At 63.8% G+C, this 17951-nt stretch carries 19 protein-coding genes and 1 tRNA gene; 7 read left to right on the top strand and 13 right to left on the bottom strand.

The genetic code is table 11. From position 1 onward, the window contains the following. Window positions 1-28: 28 nt before the first annotated feature. Window positions 29-1051, top strand: a complete 1023-nt coding sequence (locus tag ACG873_RS09115; RefSeq protein WP_394891422.1) for a glycerophosphodiester phosphodiesterase family protein — start codon at window positions 29-31, stop codon at window positions 1049-1051. Between the two features lie 180 nt (window positions 1052-1231). Beyond that, complete coding sequence (locus tag ACG873_RS09110; protein ID WP_394891421.1) at window positions 1232-1600, top strand: hypothetical protein; 369 nt, start codon at window positions 1232-1234, stop codon at window positions 1598-1600. A 62-nt stretch (window positions 1601-1662) separates the two neighbouring features. Here the strand turns inward: ACG873_RS09110 and ACG873_RS09105 are convergent, their stop codons facing one another. Together ACG873_RS09105 and ACG873_RS09100 are read right to left on the bottom strand one after the other, a co-directional pair. Then, window positions 1663-3639: a bifunctional 2',3'-cyclic-nucleotide 2'-phosphodiesterase/3'-nucleotidase gene (locus ACG873_RS09105; protein WP_394891420.1), complete on the bottom strand. Its 1977-nt coding sequence runs from the start codon at window positions 3637-3639 to the stop codon at window positions 1663-1665. A gap of 106 nt (window positions 3640-3745) precedes the next feature. Continuing rightward, complete coding sequence (locus ACG873_RS09100; RefSeq protein ID WP_394891419.1) at window positions 3746-5053, bottom strand: NAD(P)/FAD-dependent oxidoreductase; 1308 nt, start codon at window positions 5051-5053, stop codon at window positions 3746-3748. A gap of 192 nt (window positions 5054-5245) precedes the next feature. On the opposite strand from ACG873_RS09100, the gene ACG873_RS09095 reads away from it, so the two are divergent. Beyond that, window positions 5246-5920, top strand: coding sequence for a 5-formyltetrahydrofolate cyclo-ligase (locus tag ACG873_RS09095; RefSeq protein WP_394891418.1), 675 nt, complete (start codon window positions 5246-5248; stop codon window positions 5918-5920). 3 nt (window positions 5921-5923) lie between these two features. Here the strand turns inward: ACG873_RS09095 and ACG873_RS09090 are convergent, their stop codons facing one another. Both ACG873_RS09090 and ACG873_RS09085 read right to left on the bottom strand, forming a co-directional pair. Continuing rightward, window positions 5924-6496 carry an HdeD family acid-resistance protein gene (locus tag ACG873_RS09090; RefSeq protein ID WP_394891417.1) on the bottom strand — a complete coding sequence of 191 codons (573 nt, stop codon included), beginning with the start codon at window positions 6494-6496 and terminating at the stop codon, window positions 5924-5926. 106 nt (window positions 6497-6602) lie between these two features. Next, window positions 6603-7076, bottom strand: coding sequence for an Lrp/AsnC family transcriptional regulator (locus ACG873_RS09085; RefSeq protein WP_008836494.1), 474 nt, complete (start codon window positions 7074-7076; stop codon window positions 6603-6605). A gap of 146 nt (window positions 7077-7222) precedes the next feature. Here ACG873_RS09085 and ald point away from each other — a divergent pair, with 146 nt between their 5' ends. Continuing rightward, window positions 7223-8338 (top strand): alanine dehydrogenase, encoded by a 1116-nt coding sequence (gene ald, locus ACG873_RS09080; RefSeq protein WP_394891416.1) that lies wholly within the window; start codon window positions 7223-7225, stop codon window positions 8336-8338. A 214-nt stretch (window positions 8339-8552) separates the two neighbouring features. On the opposite strand, the gene ACG873_RS09075 is transcribed toward ald, so the two are convergent. From ACG873_RS09075 to ACG873_RS09055, 5 genes are all read right to left on the bottom strand, one after another. Beyond that, window positions 8553-9023: a DUF1203 domain-containing protein gene (locus tag ACG873_RS09075; protein WP_394891415.1), complete on the bottom strand. Its 471-nt coding sequence runs from the start codon at window positions 9021-9023 to the stop codon at window positions 8553-8555. A gap of 116 nt (window positions 9024-9139) precedes the next feature. After that, window positions 9140-9700, bottom strand: a complete 561-nt coding sequence (locus ACG873_RS09070; RefSeq protein WP_394891414.1) for a GNAT family N-acetyltransferase — start codon at window positions 9698-9700, stop codon at window positions 9140-9142. A 4-nt stretch (window positions 9701-9704) separates the two neighbouring features. After that, complete coding sequence (sseA, locus tag ACG873_RS09065) at window positions 9705-10556, bottom strand: 3-mercaptopyruvate sulfurtransferase (protein WP_394891413.1); 852 nt, start codon at window positions 10554-10556, stop codon at window positions 9705-9707. 59 nt (window positions 10557-10615) lie between these two features. Then, window positions 10616-11359, bottom strand: a complete 744-nt coding sequence (locus ACG873_RS09060) for an alanyl-tRNA editing protein (RefSeq protein ID WP_394891412.1) — start codon at window positions 11357-11359, stop codon at window positions 10616-10618. After that, entirely contained in the window at window positions 11359-12393 is a 1035-nt protein-coding gene (locus ACG873_RS09055; protein WP_394891411.1) for a cysteine synthase A, read from the bottom strand. The genes ACG873_RS09060 and ACG873_RS09055 overlap by 1 nt, the downstream gene beginning before the upstream one ends. A 285-nt stretch (window positions 12394-12678) precedes the next feature. Between ACG873_RS09055 and ACG873_RS09050 the strand changes: the two genes are divergently transcribed. Beyond that, window positions 12679-13497: an SDR family NAD(P)-dependent oxidoreductase gene (locus ACG873_RS09050; protein WP_394891410.1), complete on the top strand. Its 819-nt coding sequence runs from the start codon at window positions 12679-12681 to the stop codon at window positions 13495-13497. Between the two features lie 455 nt (window positions 13498-13952). Here ACG873_RS09050 and ACG873_RS09045 read toward each other — a convergent pair. Together ACG873_RS09045 and ACG873_RS09040 are read right to left on the bottom strand one after the other, a co-directional pair. Further along, window positions 13953-14037, bottom strand: a tRNA-Leu gene (locus ACG873_RS09045). 143 nt (window positions 14038-14180) lie between these two features. After that, a complete protein-coding gene (locus ACG873_RS09040) occupies window positions 14181-14495 on the bottom strand; it encodes a winged helix-turn-helix transcriptional regulator (RefSeq protein ID WP_394891409.1) in 315 nt (104 codons plus the stop codon). A 102-nt stretch (window positions 14496-14597) separates the two neighbouring features. Between ACG873_RS09040 and ACG873_RS09035 the strand changes: the two genes are divergently transcribed. Further along, window positions 14598-15347 carry a hypothetical protein gene (locus tag ACG873_RS09035; protein ID WP_394891408.1) on the top strand — a complete coding sequence of 250 codons (750 nt, stop codon included), beginning with the start codon at window positions 14598-14600 and terminating at the stop codon, window positions 15345-15347. A 26-nt stretch (window positions 15348-15373) separates the two neighbouring features. Here ACG873_RS09035 and ACG873_RS09030 read toward each other — a convergent pair whose 3' ends face one another. Then, window positions 15374-16297 (bottom strand): pyridoxamine 5'-phosphate oxidase family protein, encoded by a 924-nt coding sequence (locus ACG873_RS09030; RefSeq protein WP_394891407.1) that lies wholly within the window; start codon window positions 16295-16297, stop codon window positions 15374-15376. Between the two features lie 7 nt (window positions 16298-16304). Further along, window positions 16305-16928, bottom strand: coding sequence for a glutathione S-transferase (locus tag ACG873_RS09025; protein WP_394891406.1), 624 nt, complete (start codon window positions 16926-16928; stop codon window positions 16305-16307). 96 nt (window positions 16929-17024) lie between these two features. Between ACG873_RS09025 and ACG873_RS09020 the strand changes: the two genes are divergently transcribed. Then, a complete protein-coding gene (locus tag ACG873_RS09020) occupies window positions 17025-17933 on the top strand; it encodes a LysR family transcriptional regulator (RefSeq protein ID WP_394891405.1) in 909 nt (302 codons plus the stop codon). Window positions 17934-17951 lie beyond the last annotated feature (18 nt).

Here is a 17951-nt window from a genome sequence, read left to right as displayed (position 1 = left end):
TGATTCACTGAATCTGGCCGGGCAACACATGAAGAAACGCACGACAATCCTTCTCGTTCTAATTGCCGCCGGGGCAGCGATCTACATCAACAACACGTCGCTTCTCTCGAGCCGACCGGCGGGCGAGCCGGTGATTCTCGCCCATCGCGGCCTTGCCCAATCCTACGACGGGACCGGGCTTACCGGCGAAACCTGCACGGCCGAGAAGATGCTGCCGCCGCGTCACGACTATCTAGAAAACACCATCCGCTCGATGGAGGCGGCCTTCGCGCTTGGGGCGGATGTCCTGGAGCTTGACGTTCATCCGACGACCGAAGGCAAATTCGCCGTCTTCCACGACTGGACGCTGGATTGCCGTACCGAAGGCTCAGGCACGACGCGCGACCGCTCGATGGCCGAATTGAAAAAGCTGGATGTCGGCTACGGCTACACGGCGGACGGCGGCAAGACGTTCCCGTTTCGCGGGCAAGGCATCGGCCTGATGCCTTCGCTTGACGAGGTGCTCGCCCGTTTTCCCGATCGGCGATTCCACATCAACGTCAAAAGCAACGACGCCGCGGAAGGCGGGAAGCTGGCGGTTTATCTGGCGGATCTCCCGCCGCCCCGCCGCGCGCTGCTGACCGTCTATGGCGGCAACGAGCCGGTCGAGGCGGTGAAGCAGGCGCTGCCGGACATGCGTACGCTATCCCGCCGCTCATTGGCCCGCTGCATCCTACAATATGCCGCCCTTGGCTGGAGCGGTTATGTGCCGGAGCATTGCCGCGGCACGACGCTGCTGATCCCGATCAACGTCGCCGGATGGCTGTGGGGCTGGCCGAACCGCTTTCTCGACCGAATGGACGCGGCCGGAATTCAAATATTCCTGCTCGGCCCCTATACAGGCGGCGGCTTCTCGGAAGGTCTCGACGACCCGGAGCTGATCAAAAACCTTCCGGCCGGCTATTCCGGCGGCATATCCACCGACGCGCTCGACCTCATCGTGCCGGAAATCGCACATCACCCGGCTTCAACGGGCAGAAGCGACGACGCTGCCTCCGTCGCCACGAGGTAGGTTTTCCGCGCCGAACACATCGACATAAGGCTCGTAGCCTACCGGGCGTAAGCGCCTCGCTGAAAGATGAAACCATGGCCGTGGAAGTGCGTTCCGTTTCATCCAGCGCTCGCGCGATTGCTTTAGATGCGTTCGACGCGAGCGCCTCAAAGGATGAAGGAGGCCTAGATGAAACAGTTCTTGACGGCCGCCGCCGGCCTGATGCTTGCAAGCACGTTGGCCGCAACGGCTCAGACGTCGGCGCCCGGCTGCGGCGATATCGGCATCGACCCCACCCCGCAAGTCGACGACGTCTGCAATGACGTCGACAGTTCGACGACATCCGCCATTCCCGATGCAGGTTCGCCCAGCCTTCAGCCAGGCAACTCGACCGGTGGAACGACATCCGCCCTTCCCGGAGCGCCTGAGGGAATGCCGCCCTTGATCGTTCCGAACGATCCCCTGGGCACCGGAAATCGCGATGGGCTTTCCTCCGGCACGTCGTCTTCTTCCGGCAACTTGTCGCCCGGTCGCCGATCGGGCGCGATCCAATCACCGAGTGTGGATTAGCTTTTGCTGGTGGAAAAGGCGGCTCGCCATGGGGCGGACCGCCTTTCCAGTCGCTCGGGCCCCTACAGCGTGATCCGATATTTCGAGAACCCTTCCGCCCCCTCGCCGGCCGGCTCGATCTTCACACTCTTCAAATCGGCGATGAAATCCTTCGCCTTGGGTCCGGTCTCGAAGATCACCGACGTACCTTCCATCGGCGCAAACGACCAGTTGCCGTCGGCCGACGGATTGATCGTGCCCTGCTCGACGATGTAGCGCACGATCACGTCGCGATTGGTGTCCGGCGCTTCGAAGACGAGCTTGGAGGCGTTGATCTCCGGGAAATTGCCGCCGCCGCGGGCGCGGTAATTGTTGGAGGCGACGACAAATTGCTGTGCCGGATCAATCGGTTTGCCGTCGAACATCAGGTCGACGATGCGGTTGGAGCTGGCATTGAGCACTGCGCCCTTGGGATCGTATTTCGGCGGCTGGCCAAGATCGATCTTGTAGGTCACGCCGTCGATGACGTCGAAATTGTAGGATGGGAAATCCGGATTGATCAGCGGCTGGTCGGCCTTGCCCGGCTCGATTGCGTTGAAGATGCCGGCCGACATCTCGAGCCATTCCTTGACCTGCGCGCCGGTGATCGCCACCGCCTGCACCGTATTCGGGTACAGATAAAGGTCGGCGACATTCTTGATCGCAACGGCTCCAGCGGGCACGTCGGTATAGTAGTCCGCGCCGCCGCGGCCGCCCGACTTGAAGGGCGCGGCAGCCGAAAGCACCGGCAGGTCCTTGTGCTCGGTGTCCTTCAGCATGTCCTTGATGTACCAGACCTGCGCCTGGCTAACGATCTGCACGGATGGATCATCCGCCACCAGCGCGAAATAGGAGTGCAACGGCGCGGAAGTCTTGCCGACCGGCGTGCGGACATATTTCAGCGTCGCCTCGTGATCGTCCTTGACCGCGGCTTCCACCTCGGCCTTGCTTTCGACCTCCGGCACCACCTTCTTCTCGACGCGCTTGAAGATCGGCCGAGCTTCGCTGGTCGAACCGGCGATCTTCCAGGCATTGCCGTCGCGTTCTAGCATCAGGTCGATCAGGCCGAGATGCGAGCCCCAGAAGCCGCCCATCACGCCCGGCTTGCCGCCGATCGTGCCCTTCGAATTGTCGAGGCCTTCGACGCCGTCGAACTTGGTTCCCGGGAAATCGAGATGACTGTGGCCGGTCACGATTGCGTCGATGCCGTCGACGCCGGCCAAGAGCAGCGAGGCGTTTTCGAGATTCTCGGCATACTGCGCCGGTCCGATACCGGAGTGCGACAGCGCGATGATGAGTTCGGCGCCCTCTTCCTTCATCTGCGGCACCCACGCCTCGGCCGCCTTGACGATGTCGCGTGTCATCGCCTTGCCCTGCAGGTGGCGCGAGTCCCAGGTCATGATCTGCGGCGGCACGAGCCCGATCAGGCCGATACGGATCGGATGCTCGGCGCCGGCGCCGTCCTTGATCTTCTTGTCGAGGATCACATAGGGCTTCAGGAAAAGCTCGTCCTTGGTGGCGTCGGCTGCGAGTTGGCCCTTGGTCAGATTGGCGCAAACGAACGGGAAGTTCGCGCCGTTGAGCACCTTGAACAGGAAATCGAGCCCATAATTGAACTCGTGATTGCCCATGGTCGAGCAGTCGTAGCCCAGCACATTCATAGCCTTGACGACCGGGTGGATGTCGCCGTCCTTCATGCCGCGCTCATAGGCGATGTAGTCGCCCATCGGGTTGCCCTGCAGGAAGTCGCCATTGTCGACGAGGATGGAATTGGTGGCTTCGGCGCGGATGGCGTCGATGATGGAGGCGGTGCGCGCCACGCCCATCGTGTCGTTCGGTTTGTCGGCGTAGTAATCGTAGGGGAAGACGTGAACGTGCAGGTCCGTTGTCTCCATGATCCGCAGATGCGCCTGGTTCGCCTGGGCGCGTGCGGAAAACGGATGCAGCATCACCAGCGCGCCACTGGCAGCCGTGCCCGCCAGAAAGGAGCGGCGCGAAATCGGGTGAAGCATATGGGACATTGTGTTCTTCCTCCTGGAACTGAAGCTTGAAAAAATCGACGCCGAAACAATGAGTTTCGCGCCGAACTTTTCGCAAGTCCAGCAGGATCGGATGACAGGCGGATGACTATCGCAAGGATCTGGCCTCATGCGAACCGGCCGGCGGATCGGCTTCTTCATCGTCGCTTTGCGGCCCCTGAGTGATCAGGCGGGCGCTGCGCTGCCCGGTCGAATAGATCCATAGCCAGCTTAGCGAAACCGTCAGCCGGTTCCTGAGCCCGATCAGGAAATAGATGTGGGCGAAGCCCCATATCCACCAGGCGATCCAGCCGGTGAGCTTGATCCGTCCGAAATCGATGACGGCGGCGCGCTTGCCGATAGTCGCGAGATCGCCATCGTGCTTGTAGGTGAATGGCCGCGGCGCGGCATCCCCTGCGAGGCGCTTCCTGACGGTCTCGGCAACGTGCCTGCCCTGTTGCTTGGCGGCCGGCGCCACGCCCGGCACAAGCCTGCCGTCGGTCCATTCGACATGGGCGGTGTCGCCGACGGCGAAGATCTCGGGATATCCGGGTACAGTCAGGTCGGGCTCTACGATGATCCGGCCGACGCGATCGGCGGCAACGCCCAGCCATTCGGCCGCCGGCGACGCAGCCACACCCGCCGCCCAGATGATCGTCTTTGCCGGCAGATGCTCCCCGCCGAACACGACGCCATCGGCATTGCATTCCGAAACCGGCCGGCCGAGTTCGACCGTGACGCCCAGCCGTTGCAGCGCATCTTTGGCGTAGGCGGAGAGTTCCGGCTTGAAGCCCGGCAGCAGACGCTCGCCGGCCTCGACCAGAACGACCCGTGCGTCGCCCGTATCGATGTTGCGGAACTCACCCTTCAGCGTATCGCGCGCCAGTTCGGCGATCGTGCCGGCCAACTCCACGCCGGTCGGCCCTCCACCTATGATGACGAGCGTCATCAAGGCGCGGCGCCTCTCCGGATCGGCCTCGCGCTCGGCCTGTTCGAAACCGAGCAGGATGCGCCGGCGGATCGTGGTCGCATCCTCCAGCGTCTTCAGGCCCGGCGCGAAAGGTTCCCACTCGTCGTGTCCGAAATAGGCGTGGCGCGCACCCGTCGCCAGAACCAGCGTGTCGTAGGCGACCGCATCCCCGCCTTCCAGCAGAACGCGTTTCGCCGCGGCGTCGACGCCGACGACCGTGCCCAGCAGCGTCGTCACCTCCTTGCGCCTGCGCAGGAGATAGCGCACCGGCCAGGCGATCTCCGACGTCGCGAGCGATGTCGTCGCGACCTGATAGAGCAGCGGCTGAAAAAGATGGTGGTTGCGCCGGTCTATGACCGTGACACGGACCGGCGCACCGGCGAGCGCGCGGGTGAATTCCAGGCCGCCGAAACCGGCGCCGACGACAACGACATGATGCATGGTCATGCTTTGCAATTTCGAAGGCGGTGCCAACTCGATGATGGGGCGTAGCGCCATCCGGCACAACCCCGCACCCGCAACCGCGACAATGAGAGGCAGCCGTATCCTCCCTTGTCATTCGCGCGTGGCTGTGTCGCGAATACACATGCCGCCTGCCGATGCCGGGTCTAGCTTCGAGCAAATGAATTGAGGTGACCGATGGATCATGATCCCGACGATGAAGGCACGGCGCAATACGCCTCCCCGGCCTGTTTCCTGCACGAGTTGCAGCCTGGCTTCGACGCCCGCGGAGTTCATGCCGACCCGGTCGCATGGGCCGATGTCGCGCGCTGGCGCAAGGCAGAACGGGCGCGCCTGATCGAGATGCGGCTGGCGATCCCGGCGGAAATCCGGGCGGAGATGGCGGCGAAGATCGTCGAGGGACTGGATGCCGAAATCGGCGATGTCGGCGGAAAGACCATCAGTGTCTATTGGCCGTTCCGCGGCGAGCCGGACCTCAGGCCCTGGATGGCTTCAGTCGTCGAGCGCGGTGGCAGGGCCGCCCTGCCGGTCGTCATCGAAAAGGCACATCCGCTGGTCTTCCGCGCCTACAGGCCAGGCGACCGGCTGGAAAAGGGCGTCTGGAACATCCCCATCCCGGCCGACGGTGAAAGCGTCATCCCCGATGTGGTGATTTCGCCGCTGGTCGGGGTCGATCCGGCCAATTACCGCCTGGGTTATGGCGGCGGCTTCTTCGACCGGACGCTCGCCGCGCTGCCGAAAAAGCCGCTGGTCATCGGGGTCGGTTACGACACGCAGCGGATAGCCACGATCTATCCGCAGCCGCACGACATTCCGATGGACCGGATCGTCACCGCATCCACGCCCGCGTGAGTTCTAGTGCACGCCGCGCCTCAGGCCGAAGCCGAACGCCACCAGCGCTGCGCCCTGCATCGTCAGGTCGATCGCCAGCACGAGGCCGAGCACCCACAGCGTGTTGAAGGGCCAGCCAATGGCCAGAACGATACCTGCAAGAAGGGTGATCAGGCCCGAAAACACGACCCAGCCCCAACCCTGTTCGGGACGCGACTGGAAGCCGACCCAGAACCGCAATATGCCGGCCACGATCAGCGTTCCGGCCAGGAGAAGCGTCAGCACCGAAGCCGCGAGTACCGGATTGTAGAAGGCCAGGAAACCGCCGATCGCGTAGACGATGCCGCTCAGCAGCCACAGCGCGAACGAACCCCAGGTCCGTACGCTGAAGGCATGGATGATCTCGGCGATACCCGCCGCCATCATCATGACACCGACATAGAAGACGGAAGCAACAGTTGCCACCAGAATGTTCGAAAGCGCAATAAAGCCAAGTACAAGCAGCCCCACGCCGAGAAGCATGAAAAGCCACCACTTCGAGCGCAGTTCGGGAGCGCCCGAGCCCACAGTTTCGGAAGGGTCGATTGCATGTGTCATGGAAAGTCTCCTGTAGCCGCCAACAGTAGAGTCCCGTCCGACTTTATTGGTACGCTCAATCGCAGGTTGGCGCAATAATTGGTCGTATGCAGGCGACGCTTGTCGGCTACGCCATCTCAGGCTTCATGCCCATTGCCGTACGGTCGATGATCTCGCGCAGCGCGAAGGACGAGTTGATCTTGGTCACATGCGGCATGGCCGAGAGCCATTCCTTGTGGATGCGCTCGTAGTCGGCGAGGTCGCGGGCGGCGATGCGCAGGATGTAATCGTATTCGCCCGACATTAGATGGCACGACAGGATGTTCGGGCAACGCTTTATGGCGGCTTCGAAATCCGACAGCGTCTTCTCGAACTGCCCGGACAGCGAAATATGCACGATCGCGGTCAGCTGGTGCCCGAGCGCGGCGTTGGAAAGGCGGGCGTGATACCCGCGGATGACGCCGCTTTTCTCGAGGTTATCGAGACGGCGCGAGCAGGCTGACTGCGACAGCCCGACCTTTTCGGCGAGCGCCGCATTGGGGATCCGGCCGTCCTTCTGCAGTGAGTCCAGAATGGCGATATCGATCCTGTCGAGCGACATTGTTCGTTTTTCCTTCGAATAGAACGGATTTTGGCGCAAGGAATAGCCATTACCGTGCTTGGCGACAACCGGATTCGCAAACATTTGCGGCGCTATTTGTGGTTTTATGGTCCACCCCGCAAAATCAGAAATTCGAGGAGGAACGAATGCGCGTCGGTTGTCCCAAGGAAATCAAGAATCACGAGTACCGCGTCGGCCTGACGCCGGGCGCGGTGCGCGAATATTCCGCGCATGGCCACGAAGTTCTGGTCGAGACCGGCGCAGGGGCCGGCATCGGCGCCGATGACAATGCCTATCGCGCCGCGGGTGCTGTGATCGCCAAGACCGCCGCCGACGTGTTTGCCAAGTCGGACATGATCGTCAAGGTCAAGGAGCCGCAGCCCAGCGAATGGGTGCAGCTGCGCGAAGGCCAGATCCTCTACACCTATCTTCACCTCGCGCCGGATCCGGAGCAGACCAAGGGTCTGCTGGCCTCCGGCGTCACGGCAATCGCTTACGAGACAGTAACCGACGATCGCGGCGGGCTGCCGCTGCTGGCCCCGATGTCGGAAGTCGCCGGCCGCCTGTCGATCCAGGCCGGCGCGACCGCGCTGCAAAAGGCCAATGGCGGCCGCGGCGTGCTGCTCGGCGGCGTGCCCGGTGTGCTGCCCGGCAAGGTTGCGGTCATCGGCGGCGGCGTGGTCGGCCTGCACGCGGCCAAGATGGCCGTCGGCCTTGGCGCCGACGTGACCATCCTCGACCGCTCGATCCCGCGCCTGCGCCAGCTCGACGACATCTTCAACGGCCGCGTCCACACCCGCTATTCGACTGTCGAGGCGCTCGAGGACGAATGCTTCTCGGCCGACATCATCGTAGGCGCGGTACTGATCCCGGGTGCTGCCGCTCCCAAGCTGGTGACCCGCGAAATGCTGTCGGGCATGCAGAAGGGCGCGGTGCTGGTCGACGTCGCGATCGACCAGGGCGGCTGCTTCGAGACCTCGCACGCCACCACCCATGCCGATCCGACCTACGAGGTCGACGGCATCATCCACTACTGCGTCGCCAACATGCCGGGCGCCGTGCCGGTCACCTCAGCGCATGCACTCAATAACGCGACGCTTCACTATGGCCTGCAGCTCGCCAACAAGGGCATCAAGGCGATCCTCGACGACCACCATCTGCGCAACGGCCTCAACGTCCACAAAGGCCGCATCACCAACCGCGCGGTGGCCGAGGCGCTCGGCTACGAAATGGCCGAGCCGAAGGCGGTCCTCGCCGCCTGATATTCGTCAGGCTTGAAAGTTCCTCCTGCCTCGCCCGCCGGTCCGTCCGGCGGGCTTTTTCTTTGGGAGAAAGGCGTGCGGGCAACAAAAAAGCGGGGCAAAAACCCCGCTTCCTCGACTGTCGAGATTTCCCGCCGGTTCATCCGCGGTCGAGAAAATCGATCGACAGACATCTTATACCGCGCGAATACGACAGCGGTGCGACATGCAGCCGTCACGCCCGCTCGATCCGGCACTGATAGCAATTGTTGCGGGCCGAGCGCATGTGCACATAGGCGATGTCGGCCCGCTGCAGCAATTCGTGCGACCGGCCGCAGATCATATGTGTCGGCACCACTCCGCCGCTGCCGTAGACGATGCGGTCGTCGCTGCCATACCCACGCAGGATGTAATCCGGTGTCGCCCGGAACATCGACGGAATGACGTCGGTTTCCGGCGCACGCTCGCATTCCTCGGCGCAGAGGAAGATCGGCCCGGTCTCGGCATAGGGCTGCAATTCCGGAAACGGGCGGTAGGCGAGGATCAGATATTCCTTTCCGGCCGCCACATTCTTCAGGCAGTGCCGGCAAGGCACGCCGTCGCCGTCGGAAACACGTTTTTCGGGAACCATGCCGTAGGCGTCGGGCTCGCCCCTCTGCAGCGCGCGGACATCTTCGGTGGGCAAAGCAACATAGCGTAAAAGCATGACATCATCTCCATCGCAGGACGAAACCTTGCGATGAAAATACGGTTTGGAGGCTATGCCAGCCACCCGATTCATGACGCGACGGCCATGAAAGCTCGGGCGATTTGCGGCGTTCCCTACTCCCGCATCACGCTCTGCGCGCGTTCCTCGAACGACATCGGCCGCACATTCTCCTTCTTCTGCCCGACCGGAGAGAAGCCGAGCTTCTGGTAGAGCGGCAGCGCAGCGGGATGGTCCAGCGTGCAGGTCTGCACCGTCACCCTTTGCGGCTTGTACGACCAGGCCGTGTCGATTGCCGCTCCCAGAAACCAGCGGCCGAGCCCCTGCCCCATCGCGTGCTCCATCATGCCGAAATAAGCGAGTTCCACCTCCTGCGGCAGATGCGGCTTCAGGTCGAAAAAGCCGGCCGGGGAGCCGTCAAGATAGAGCACCCTGATGTCGCGGTCCTCGCGGTGCAGGCCGGCCGCGAGTTCCTCGTCGTCGAGCCTGAGAACGTTGACCCAGTGCCACTTCCGCCCGACCCGGTCCATCAGGTAGCGATAGAAATGCAGCGGGATGTTTCGGGCCCTCAGCAACGCAATCTGCCGGTTCGCCGGCAACGGCGGGCTGAAGGCCGGCGGCCGGCTCATTTCGAGGAAGGTCACCGTGACCGGAATGGTCTCCGCAGCCTTGTCCATCGTCTCAACCCTTGCCGGTCTCGACCGGTGTGTCGCTCCGCCCGCCCCATTCGGTCCACGACCCGTCATAGAGCTTGTTGTCGGTGTGCCCGACCGATTCCAGCGCCAATGTGATCGCCGCCGCGGTGATGCCCGAGCCGCAGGAGGTCACCACCGGCTTCGACAGGTCGATACCGGCACCCAGAAGAACTTCCTTCAACCGATTGACCGGCAAAAGCTTTCCGTTCTCGGAAAGGGTGAGCGCCGGCACGCTCTTGGCGCCCGGCATGTGGCCGGACCGCACCCCGGCGCGCGGTTCCGGCTCGACGCCCTGAAAGCGCCCGGCCGGCCGGGCGTCGGCGACCTGGCTTTCGCCGGTCTTGATGATGCGGCGCATGTCGGCGAGGTTGGCGACGCGCTCCTCGTCGAAAGTCGCAAAGAACACGCAGGGCGCGATCTTGGTCCGCTCAGCGGTGACGGACCTGCCTTCCGTCTTCCAGCCGTCGAAACCGCCATCCAGCACATAGACCTGGAAAACGCCCATGACCCTGAACATCCACCAAACGCGCGGCGCGCTGAACATGCCCGGCCCGTCATAGACGACGATCGTGTCGTCGGCCGAGATGCCCATCGAGCCGACATGCTGGGCAAAGACCTCCGGTCGCGGCAGCGTGTGAGGCAGCGGCGAATCCGGGTCGACCACCACGTCCTGGTCAAAGAAGATCGCGCCCGGAATATGCGCTGCGTCATACTCGGCCTTGGCGTTTCGCCTCTGCGCCGGCAGGTACCAGGAAGCGTCGACGATCGACAGGCCGGGCGTGCCGAGCCGCTGCTCCAGCCAGTCAGCATCGACGATGAAAGGGCTGGTCTCCGGCATTGGCTCGCTCCTGTTCGCGCACCTTACATATCGCCGCGCGCGCAAAACTCAAACCGCGCTCACTGCGCGGGCATCGACCCGAAGCGGATGCGGAAGCGGCGGTTTTCGCGGCCCTTCTTCTCGATCTTGCCGATATGGATCTCGCCGACTTCGCCTGTCGAGCGGACATGAGTGCCGCCGCAGGGCTGGCTGTCGATAACGGCATTCTCGCCGATGCAGACCAGGCGGATTTTTCCGGTTCCGTTGGGCGGGCGCACATTCTTCGATTTGACCAAGCCGGGATTTGCGGCGAGTTCCTCGTCGGTGATCAGCCGCGTGAACACGGGATGGTCGGCCGCGACCAGTTCCATCAGGCGCTTCGTCACCTCTTCCTTGGTGAAACTCGCATCAGGAATATCGAAATCGATGCGGCTGTCATCCTCGCCGACCGACGCCCCGGTGATCGGGAACGGGCAGACGACGGTCAGCAGATGGCAAGCCGTGTGCATGCGCATAAGGAGGTGCCGGCGCGGCCAGTCTAAGGCAAGCCCGACTTCGTCGCCGGCCAGCGGGACGGCCTGGCCCAGCGCCGGCACATGGATGATTTCGTCCTTGGTCTCGCCGGTGATCGTCGCCGCGATCGCGATGGCATCGCCGCCGTTCAGCCGAAGCAGGCCGGTGTCGCCCGGCTGCCCGCCCGAAGTGGCGTAAAAAATCGTCCGGTCGAGGATGATGCCGCCGCGGTCATTCACCGCCACGACTTTCGCGGCTGCTTCGCCGAGATAGGCGTCGTCCCTGAACAGGGCTTGCGTCACATGCGCCATCACGCCACCGCCTCGAACGGCACCGGGATCTGCGGCATGACGTCCATCCACTCGGGTACAGGCAGGTTCTTCGTGCGCAGGAAGTCGGGATTGAACAGTTTTGACTGATAGCGCGTGCCGTAGTCAGCAAGAATGGTCACGATCGTATGGCCCGGCCCGAGTTCCCGCGCCAGCCTTATCGCGCCGGCTATGTTGATGCCGGTCGATCCGCCCAGGCAGAGCCCCTCCTCCTGAACGAGGTCGAAGACGATGGGCAGCGCTTCGTCGTCCGGCACCTGGAACGAAAAATCGGGCGAAAAGCCCTCGAGATTGGCGGTGATGCGGCCTTGGCCGATGCCTTCGGTTATCGAGCTGCCCTCGGCTTTCAGCACACCCTCGGTATAGAAGCTGTAGAGTGCGGCCCCCAGCGGATCGGCGAGCGCGATCTTCACGCCGCTCTTCCGGTCCTTCAGGCCGATTGCAACGCCTGCCAGCGTGCCTCCCGTGCCAACGGCGGAAACGAAGCCGTCGACCCTGCCGCCGGTCTGCTCCCAGATTTCCTGCGCTGTGGTGCGGACATGGCCGTCGCGGTTGGCGATATTGTCGAACTGGTTGGCCCAGATCGCCCCGTTCGGCTCTGTCTTGGCAAGTTGCTCGGCCAGCCGCCCCGACACTTTCACGTAATTGTTCGGGTTCTTGTAGGGCACCGCCGGCACTTCGATCAGTTCCGCGCCGAGCACCCTCAGCGCATCCTTCTTCTCCTGGCTCTGCGTGTCGGGAATGACGATCACGGTGCGGTAGCCGAGCGCCTTGGCGACCACAGTCAGGCCGATACCGGTATTGCCGGCAGTGCCCTCGACGATGACGCCGCCGGGCCGCAACAATCCCTTTTCCTCGGCGTCGCGGATGATGAACAGGCCGGCGCGGTCTTTGACCGACTGACCCGGATTCATGAACTCGGCCTTGCCGAGGATCTCGCATCCGGTCTCTTCCGAGGCGCGCTTGAGACGGATCAGCGGCGTGTTGCCGATGGCGTCGATCACCGAACGATGCATGGGAACTTTCCTTGTGCGATTGCCGTGGAACCCTAGAAATGTGGCGCGGGCGTTTCAAGGCAGGAAATTGCCTGGACCGTCCGCATTTTCGGCCTGGCGTCCTTTGCCCAGGCTAAAAAGTAGTTCGATCGTTTGCCGGCGACATGAGCACCACCGCGATTTTGCCTGTCTCGCCACGCGCATTGTGAGCGTCTGACCCGCTGGAGAGTGTCCGGATTCCACGCTTTTCTTTCACAACGGCCCCAGTTAGGTAACATACTGATGCGGTCGACGGATTCTTGAAGCATGGCATTGTACAGGGCTGCCCCGGCAGACGGCGTGGCGTGGGTCACTGGCGCCAGCACGGGCATCGGACGCTCGCTGGCGCGAGACCTCGCCGCCGAAGGCTATACGGTCGCGGTGACCGCGCGTGACGAGGAGAGGCTCGCCACGCTCGTCCAGGAGACCGCCGGCCTTCCCGGTCGAATCGTGTCTTTCCCTTGCGACGTGACCGACGAAGCCGCCATGGACAAGACCGTCACGGCGATCGAGCGGGAAGCCGGCGCGATCGTGTTGGCCGTTTTCAACGCCGGCGGCTATTTCCCGACACGCGGCGAACGCCTCGACGTTCTGAACATACTGAAGACCTACGAGATCAACTTCTTCGGCGTCATCTACGGCATGGTGCCCGTGGTCGACCGCATGCGCGCCCGCGGCCGCGGCCATGTCGTGCTTGTCGGCTCGGCCTCGTCCTATTTCGGCTGGCCGTCCGCGGCGTCCTACGGCTCGTCAAAGGCTGCGCTGAACAATTTCGCCGAAGCGATCAAGCACGATTTCGACAAGATCAACATCCGCCTGCAGATCATGAACCTCGGATTCGTCGCCACGCCACTCACGGAGCGTGCGCAGTTCAAGATGCCGGCGCTGATGAAGGTCGAGGACTGCTCGAGGCGCATGGCGCAGGCAATCAGGAGCGGCGGTTTCGAACCCAATTTCCCGCACCGGCTGACCTGGGTGCTGAAATTCGTCCGGATTCTGCCCTTTCGCCTGCGCTACCCGCTTATCCATTGGGTATCGGGCTGGAAGAAGCGTCCGCTGGCGCCCGCCCGCCGGCGGAAGGCTTAGACTTGCTGCCGGGCTGACGACCTCTTGCTTCAGACCAACCAGGGGCGTTTTCGGCTAAGGCCGATTGCCGGAAACTGTACGGTGTTGAGGGAACGGCAGGATCTTTGCCGCGCTTCGGCGCGAACATTCCTCGGTAACCATCGCTTCTATCAGAAGGCCCAGCGCTTCTCGCGACTGAACGCTCAGCCGATCGTTGCCTTGAAGCAGGTCGAATGCGCGCTCAAGGCATTGGCGCGCGCCAGCAAAATCCGATCGCACGTTTTCCTCCCAGGAGGCGCCCCGCGCAAGACTGAGGAAAGGCCGGTTTCCTTAAGGAATCGCTGACGGCAATTGTCGGATTTTAAGCATCGGCGCGATTTGCCGGTCGCTAGCACGCTTTATGACAGGCACGGCACCCGCAGGTCGAGCGGCCGGTAAACGGCTTCAACCGTTACGGGATTATTTCCTGTTGATGCTGGTGCGGACGCCGGGGATCGAACCCGGACGGGCAAGCCCGAGGGATTTTAAGTCCCTTGCGTCTACCAGTTCCGCCACGTCCGCTTGATTCAGTGCCTAAAGGAGCGCCCCGCTGGGAGCAAGGGCAAACGCCTTGTCGGCCGTGCGTCTGACAAGGCGATGACCCGATCGATATCGAAATGCCGGTTGCCGCCGGATTCTTTGGCGGCCCGCCGGGGCTGGGACAATCAAGTGTGCTCCTCGCCCCAACGCTTCAGCGCCAGAAGCACAGGCCCAAGCTCCCTGCCCTTCTCGGTAAGCACATACTCGTTGCGCGGCGGATGGCTGGCATAGGCGCGCGCGGCGACGATGCCGCTCGTTTCCAGCGTTTTCAGTCGGGCCGACAGTGTGTTGGGAGAGATCGCCGAAAACGCTGTGGCCAGATCCTGGAAACGCCGCGGTCCTTCCCTGAGCAGGTCGCGGAGGATGAGGATCGTCCATTTTTCGCCGACAATGTCGAGCGTTCGGGCGACCGGACAGTCGAGATCATAGGGTGAAGCCATGCTTGACCCTAACGCACAGGCTATATTTTCACAAGTTTCTATTGATTTCATAGTGACTGGGCGCAATGCTCGATCTGCAACTTACCAAGCGGAGGAAATCCAATGCCGGTACCTTCCCTGCTTACGCTTTACATCCTGTCCGGGTCGCTCGCCATGATCGCGGCAGTCCTCATCGGCCTCGGTCGCTCCCTCACCCAGCCCGGCTGGTCACCTTCCGAGCGGAAGAATGTGCTGTGGACGATTTCGCTCGTCCTGCTGATCTGGTTCGCGATCGCCAATTTCCTGGCAGTGAACGGCGCATATTCAGTTTCAGCTGACAGCCTTCCCACCATCCAGTTCGGGCTGCTGATCCCGATCATCGCCGGCGTGGCCCTGCTTTTCGGCTCCGCAACGGCGGCGCGCGTCGTCGCCGCTGTGCCGATGCAGTGGCTAGTCGGCATCCAGCTCTATCGTGTCATCGGCGGCGTTTTCGTGGTTCTCTGGCTCGCGGGGTCGGTTCCCGGCCTGTTCGCGCTACCGGCCGGTATAGGAGATGTGGCTGTCGGCCTGATGGCGCCCCTCGTCGCGGCGCGCTATGCCCGCGATGCAGGCCAGGGCCGAAGCGCGGTCGCATGGTGGAACGCCTTCGGCGTTTTCGATCTGGTGGTCGCGCTCACGCTCGGCCTGCTGACCAGTCCGTCTCCGCTCCAGCTCTTCGCGTTCGACCGGCCGAACATCATCATTTCCGAGTTTCCGCTGATCCTGATCCCGACCTTTTTGGTGCCGCTGTCGATCCTGCTTCACATCTCGGTCTGGATAAAACTCGCTCGGGAGAAGGAAGCCCCCAGCGCCTCATCATCCGCCCGTGGCTGAGGCCCGCCTTTCGCGCGGACTCGGCGTCAACCTGCCTTGCGCCAGGCGCCGGTCCGCTCGGTGAACGGCGAATAGTCGACGAACGACCATCTCAGCGGCGTGGCCGCCCGGCGGCGCCAGCCGCGCGCTACATGGAAGCGCCACATGCGCTCCGCGCCTTCGATCAGCCGGCCGGCCTCGCCGCTCCAGTCGACCTCGGCGGTCCCCTGCAGTTGCAGGAGGTCGCCGCGCTCGAAATCGACGAACAGCAACCCGGCGCGGGGATCGCCCAAAAGATTGCCGAGCGTGTTGAAATAGCGGTTGCCGCGAAAATCCGGGATCGTAAGCGTGTCGCCCGAGACATCGACGAAGCCCGGGCGGCCGCCGCGATGCGATATGTCCGGACCGCCTGCAACGCCGGCTTCAGGCCGCGAACGGGAGGCGACGAAGAAGGTGTCGGCGCGCCCGATCATCGCCCGAGCCTCGCCGTCGAGCCCGGAAAGCGGCTCCGTGTCGGCCGACCGGCGCCCGGCGACCTCGACCGCCCGGCCTTGTATGTATTGCGGGCAATTGCCGAAGCTCTGGCGGACCGAGACCGTCAGCCCGCCGGAATCCATTTCTGCGATGCTGCCATTGGCGCGGTTGCGGCGGCGCGTCGACAGGTCGATGCCCAGGATGGCGATGTCGCGGCCAGCCGCAAAGCCGCCGGCCGCCGGATCCCGGCTGTCCGGCAGCGCATCGATGCGCAGGGTCACCGGGTCGGGGGAATGGGCAAAGCCCGGCGCGCCGGTCAGCATCGTGGCCAGCGACCACCCCTCCTTGTCCGCTACGCCGGCGAACAAATAGGGCAGCAGTTCGAAGAAGCTGCGGTGCTGGTCGGGCATGAAGCCGCGAATGCCGCCGCCGCCTGAACCGACGCCGGCCAGCGCCTGGGCGGCGAGTTCGTCCGGATGGAAGGGCGAGCCGTCCATATCGGCCTCACGCGACCTGCGGGATAGGCGAAGCCGGCAGCGGCTTGAAATTCGGCAGCGCCTCGACACGGCGCAGCCATTCGCCGACTGCCGGATAAGGCTCGAGCATGATGCCGCCTTCCGGCGCATGCGCGACATAGGAATAGCAGGCCAGGTCGGCGATCGTCGGGTGCTCCGCCGCCAGCCATTCGCGGCCGGCAAGATGGTTCTCCATGAATGTCAGCACGCGCGCGCCGATCGCATGGCAGGCTTCCCGGTCGCCGGGAGCGCCGAACAGCGCCATCACCCGCGCCGCCGCCGGGCCATAGCGCAATTCGCCGGCCGCGATCGACAGCCAGCGCTGCACCTGTGCCGCAGCTACAGGCTCGTCGGGCAACCAATTGCTTTCCGACGCATAACGCTTCGCCAGATAGACCAGGATGGCGTTGCTGTCGCACAGCACCAGGTCGCCATCCTCGATCACAGGGATCTGGCCGAGCGGGTTGAGCTTCAGGAAGGCTTCGGTGCGGCGCACGTCTGCCGGCGCCGGCGAAAAGCGGAAAGGCAGGCCGAGCATCCGAAGCATCAGCTCGGCGCGGTGCGTATGGCCGGACAGCTCTATGCCGTGGAGGGTGATTGCAGGTTGGCTCATGGGCGGTCTCCTTCGTTCGCGCCCACTCTATCCTTGCCGCTTCCGGCATCAATCTGGTATTTGCGAAAGTCAGAATTTCAAATACTGGAACAATCCATGGACCGGCTGGACGAGCTTGAGATCTTTGTCGCGGTCATCGACGGCGGCAGCCTGGCTGTCGCCGCGCGCCGGCTGCGGCGCTCGCCGCCGGCGGTGAGCCGCGCGCTGGCCGCACTTGAAGACCGTGCCGGCATACGCCTCGTCGAGCGCACGACGCGCCGCCTGTCGCCGACGGAGGCAGGCCGCGCGCTTGCCGAACGCGCCCGCCTTCTGCTGGCCGACTACGAGCGCATGCTGTCGGGCATTGCCGGCACGCCGCTTCGCGGCTTGCTGCGGGTCACCGCCCCGGTGCAGTTCGGCCGCCGCCACGTCGCCCCGGTGGTCACGTCGTTCCTCGACGCGTTTTCCGAGATCCAGGTGGAGCTTGTCCTCAACGACCGAAATCTCGACCTGATCGAGGAAGGCCTCGATGTTGCGGTCCGTATCGGCCCGTTGTCGGATTCGGCGCTTCTGGTGCGACGGGTCGGCGAGGTGCGGCGAGTGGTCGTCGCCAGCCCCGAATACGTAGAAAGGCTTGGTGCGCCGCAAGGGCCGGCCGATCTCGCCCGCCATGACACGATCTTCAATTCATTGCGGTCGAGCACGCGGGAATGGCGCTTCGGCCCGACGATGCGCGGCCCGGTGGTGCGGCTGTCGCCGCGGCTGCTGGTCAACGATGTGGAATCGCAGCTTCTTGCGGCCAGGGCCGGCCGCGGCATAGCCCGCTTCCTGTCCTACCAGGTCTCCGACGATCTGGCGGAGGGTTCGCTGGTGCGCCTGCTCGCCGAGTTCGAGCCGCCGCCTTTGCCCGTGCAGCTCGTCGCGCGCAGCGGCCCGCATATGCCGGCGAAGGTCCGCGCGTTTCTCGACCACGCCGCCGCCGCTTTCCAGGAACTGGCGGTCATCCGGTCGCCAGGCGCGACATGATGCAAAACGGGCGGCTCT

The sequence above is a fragment of the Allomesorhizobium aridi genome, assembly GCF_043769475.1.
Lineage (GTDB): Bacteria > Pseudomonadota > Alphaproteobacteria > Rhizobiales > Rhizobiaceae > Allomesorhizobium.
This window is presented reverse-complemented; position numbering and strand designations above follow the sequence as displayed.

Coding starts and splice junctions, on each gene's coding strand:
- ald (WP_394891416.1), top strand. CDS start 7,223: ATGCGCGTCGGTTGTCCCAAGGAAATCAAGAATCACGAGTACCGCGTC.
- ACG873_RS09030 (WP_394891407.1), bottom strand. CDS start 16,297: ATGGACGGCTCGCCCTTCCATCCGGACGAACTCGCCGCCCAGGCGCTG.
- ACG873_RS09085 (WP_008836494.1), bottom strand. CDS start 7,076: ATGTCGCTCGACAGGATCGATATCGCCATTCTGGACTCACTGCAGAAG.
- ACG873_RS09055 (WP_394891411.1), bottom strand. CDS start 12,393: ATGCATCGTTCGGTGATCGACGCCATCGGCAACACGCCGCTGATCCGT.
- ACG873_RS09075 (WP_394891415.1), bottom strand. CDS start 9,023: ATGCTTTTACGCTATGTTGCTTTGCCCACCGAAGATGTCCGCGCGCTG.
- ACG873_RS09020 (WP_394891405.1), top strand. CDS start 17,025: ATGGACCGGCTGGACGAGCTTGAGATCTTTGTCGCGGTCATCGACGGC.
- sseA (WP_394891413.1), bottom strand. CDS start 10,556: ATGCCGGAGACCAGCCCTTTCATCGTCGATGCTGACTGGCTGGAGCAG.
- ACG873_RS09025 (WP_394891406.1), bottom strand. CDS start 16,928: ATGAGCCAACCTGCAATCACCCTCCACGGCATAGAGCTGTCCGGCCAT.
- ACG873_RS09040 (WP_394891409.1), bottom strand. CDS start 14,495: ATGGCTTCACCCTATGATCTCGACTGTCCGGTCGCCCGAACGCTCGAC.
- ACG873_RS09100 (WP_394891419.1), bottom strand. CDS start 5,053: ATGACCATGCATCATGTCGTTGTCGTCGGCGCCGGTTTCGGCGGCCTG.
- ACG873_RS09070 (WP_394891414.1), bottom strand. CDS start 9,700: ATGGACAAGGCTGCGGAGACCATTCCGGTCACGGTGACCTTCCTCGAA.
- ACG873_RS09115 (WP_394891422.1), top strand. CDS start 29: ATGAAGAAACGCACGACAATCCTTCTCGTTCTAATTGCCGCCGGGGCA.
- ACG873_RS09090 (WP_394891417.1), bottom strand. CDS start 6,496: ATGACACATGCAATCGACCCTTCCGAAACTGTGGGCTCGGGCGCTCCC.
- ACG873_RS09050 (WP_394891410.1), top strand. CDS start 12,679: ATGGCATTGTACAGGGCTGCCCCGGCAGACGGCGTGGCGTGGGTCACT.
- ACG873_RS09095 (WP_394891418.1), top strand. CDS start 5,246: ATGGATCATGATCCCGACGATGAAGGCACGGCGCAATACGCCTCCCCG.
- ACG873_RS09060 (WP_394891412.1), bottom strand. CDS start 11,359: ATGGCGCATGTGACGCAAGCCCTGTTCAGGGACGACGCCTATCTCGGC.
- ACG873_RS09105 (WP_394891420.1), bottom strand. CDS start 3,639: ATGTCCCATATGCTTCACCCGATTTCGCGCCGCTCCTTTCTGGCGGGC.
- ACG873_RS09035 (WP_394891408.1), top strand. CDS start 14,598: ATGCCGGTACCTTCCCTGCTTACGCTTTACATCCTGTCCGGGTCGCTC.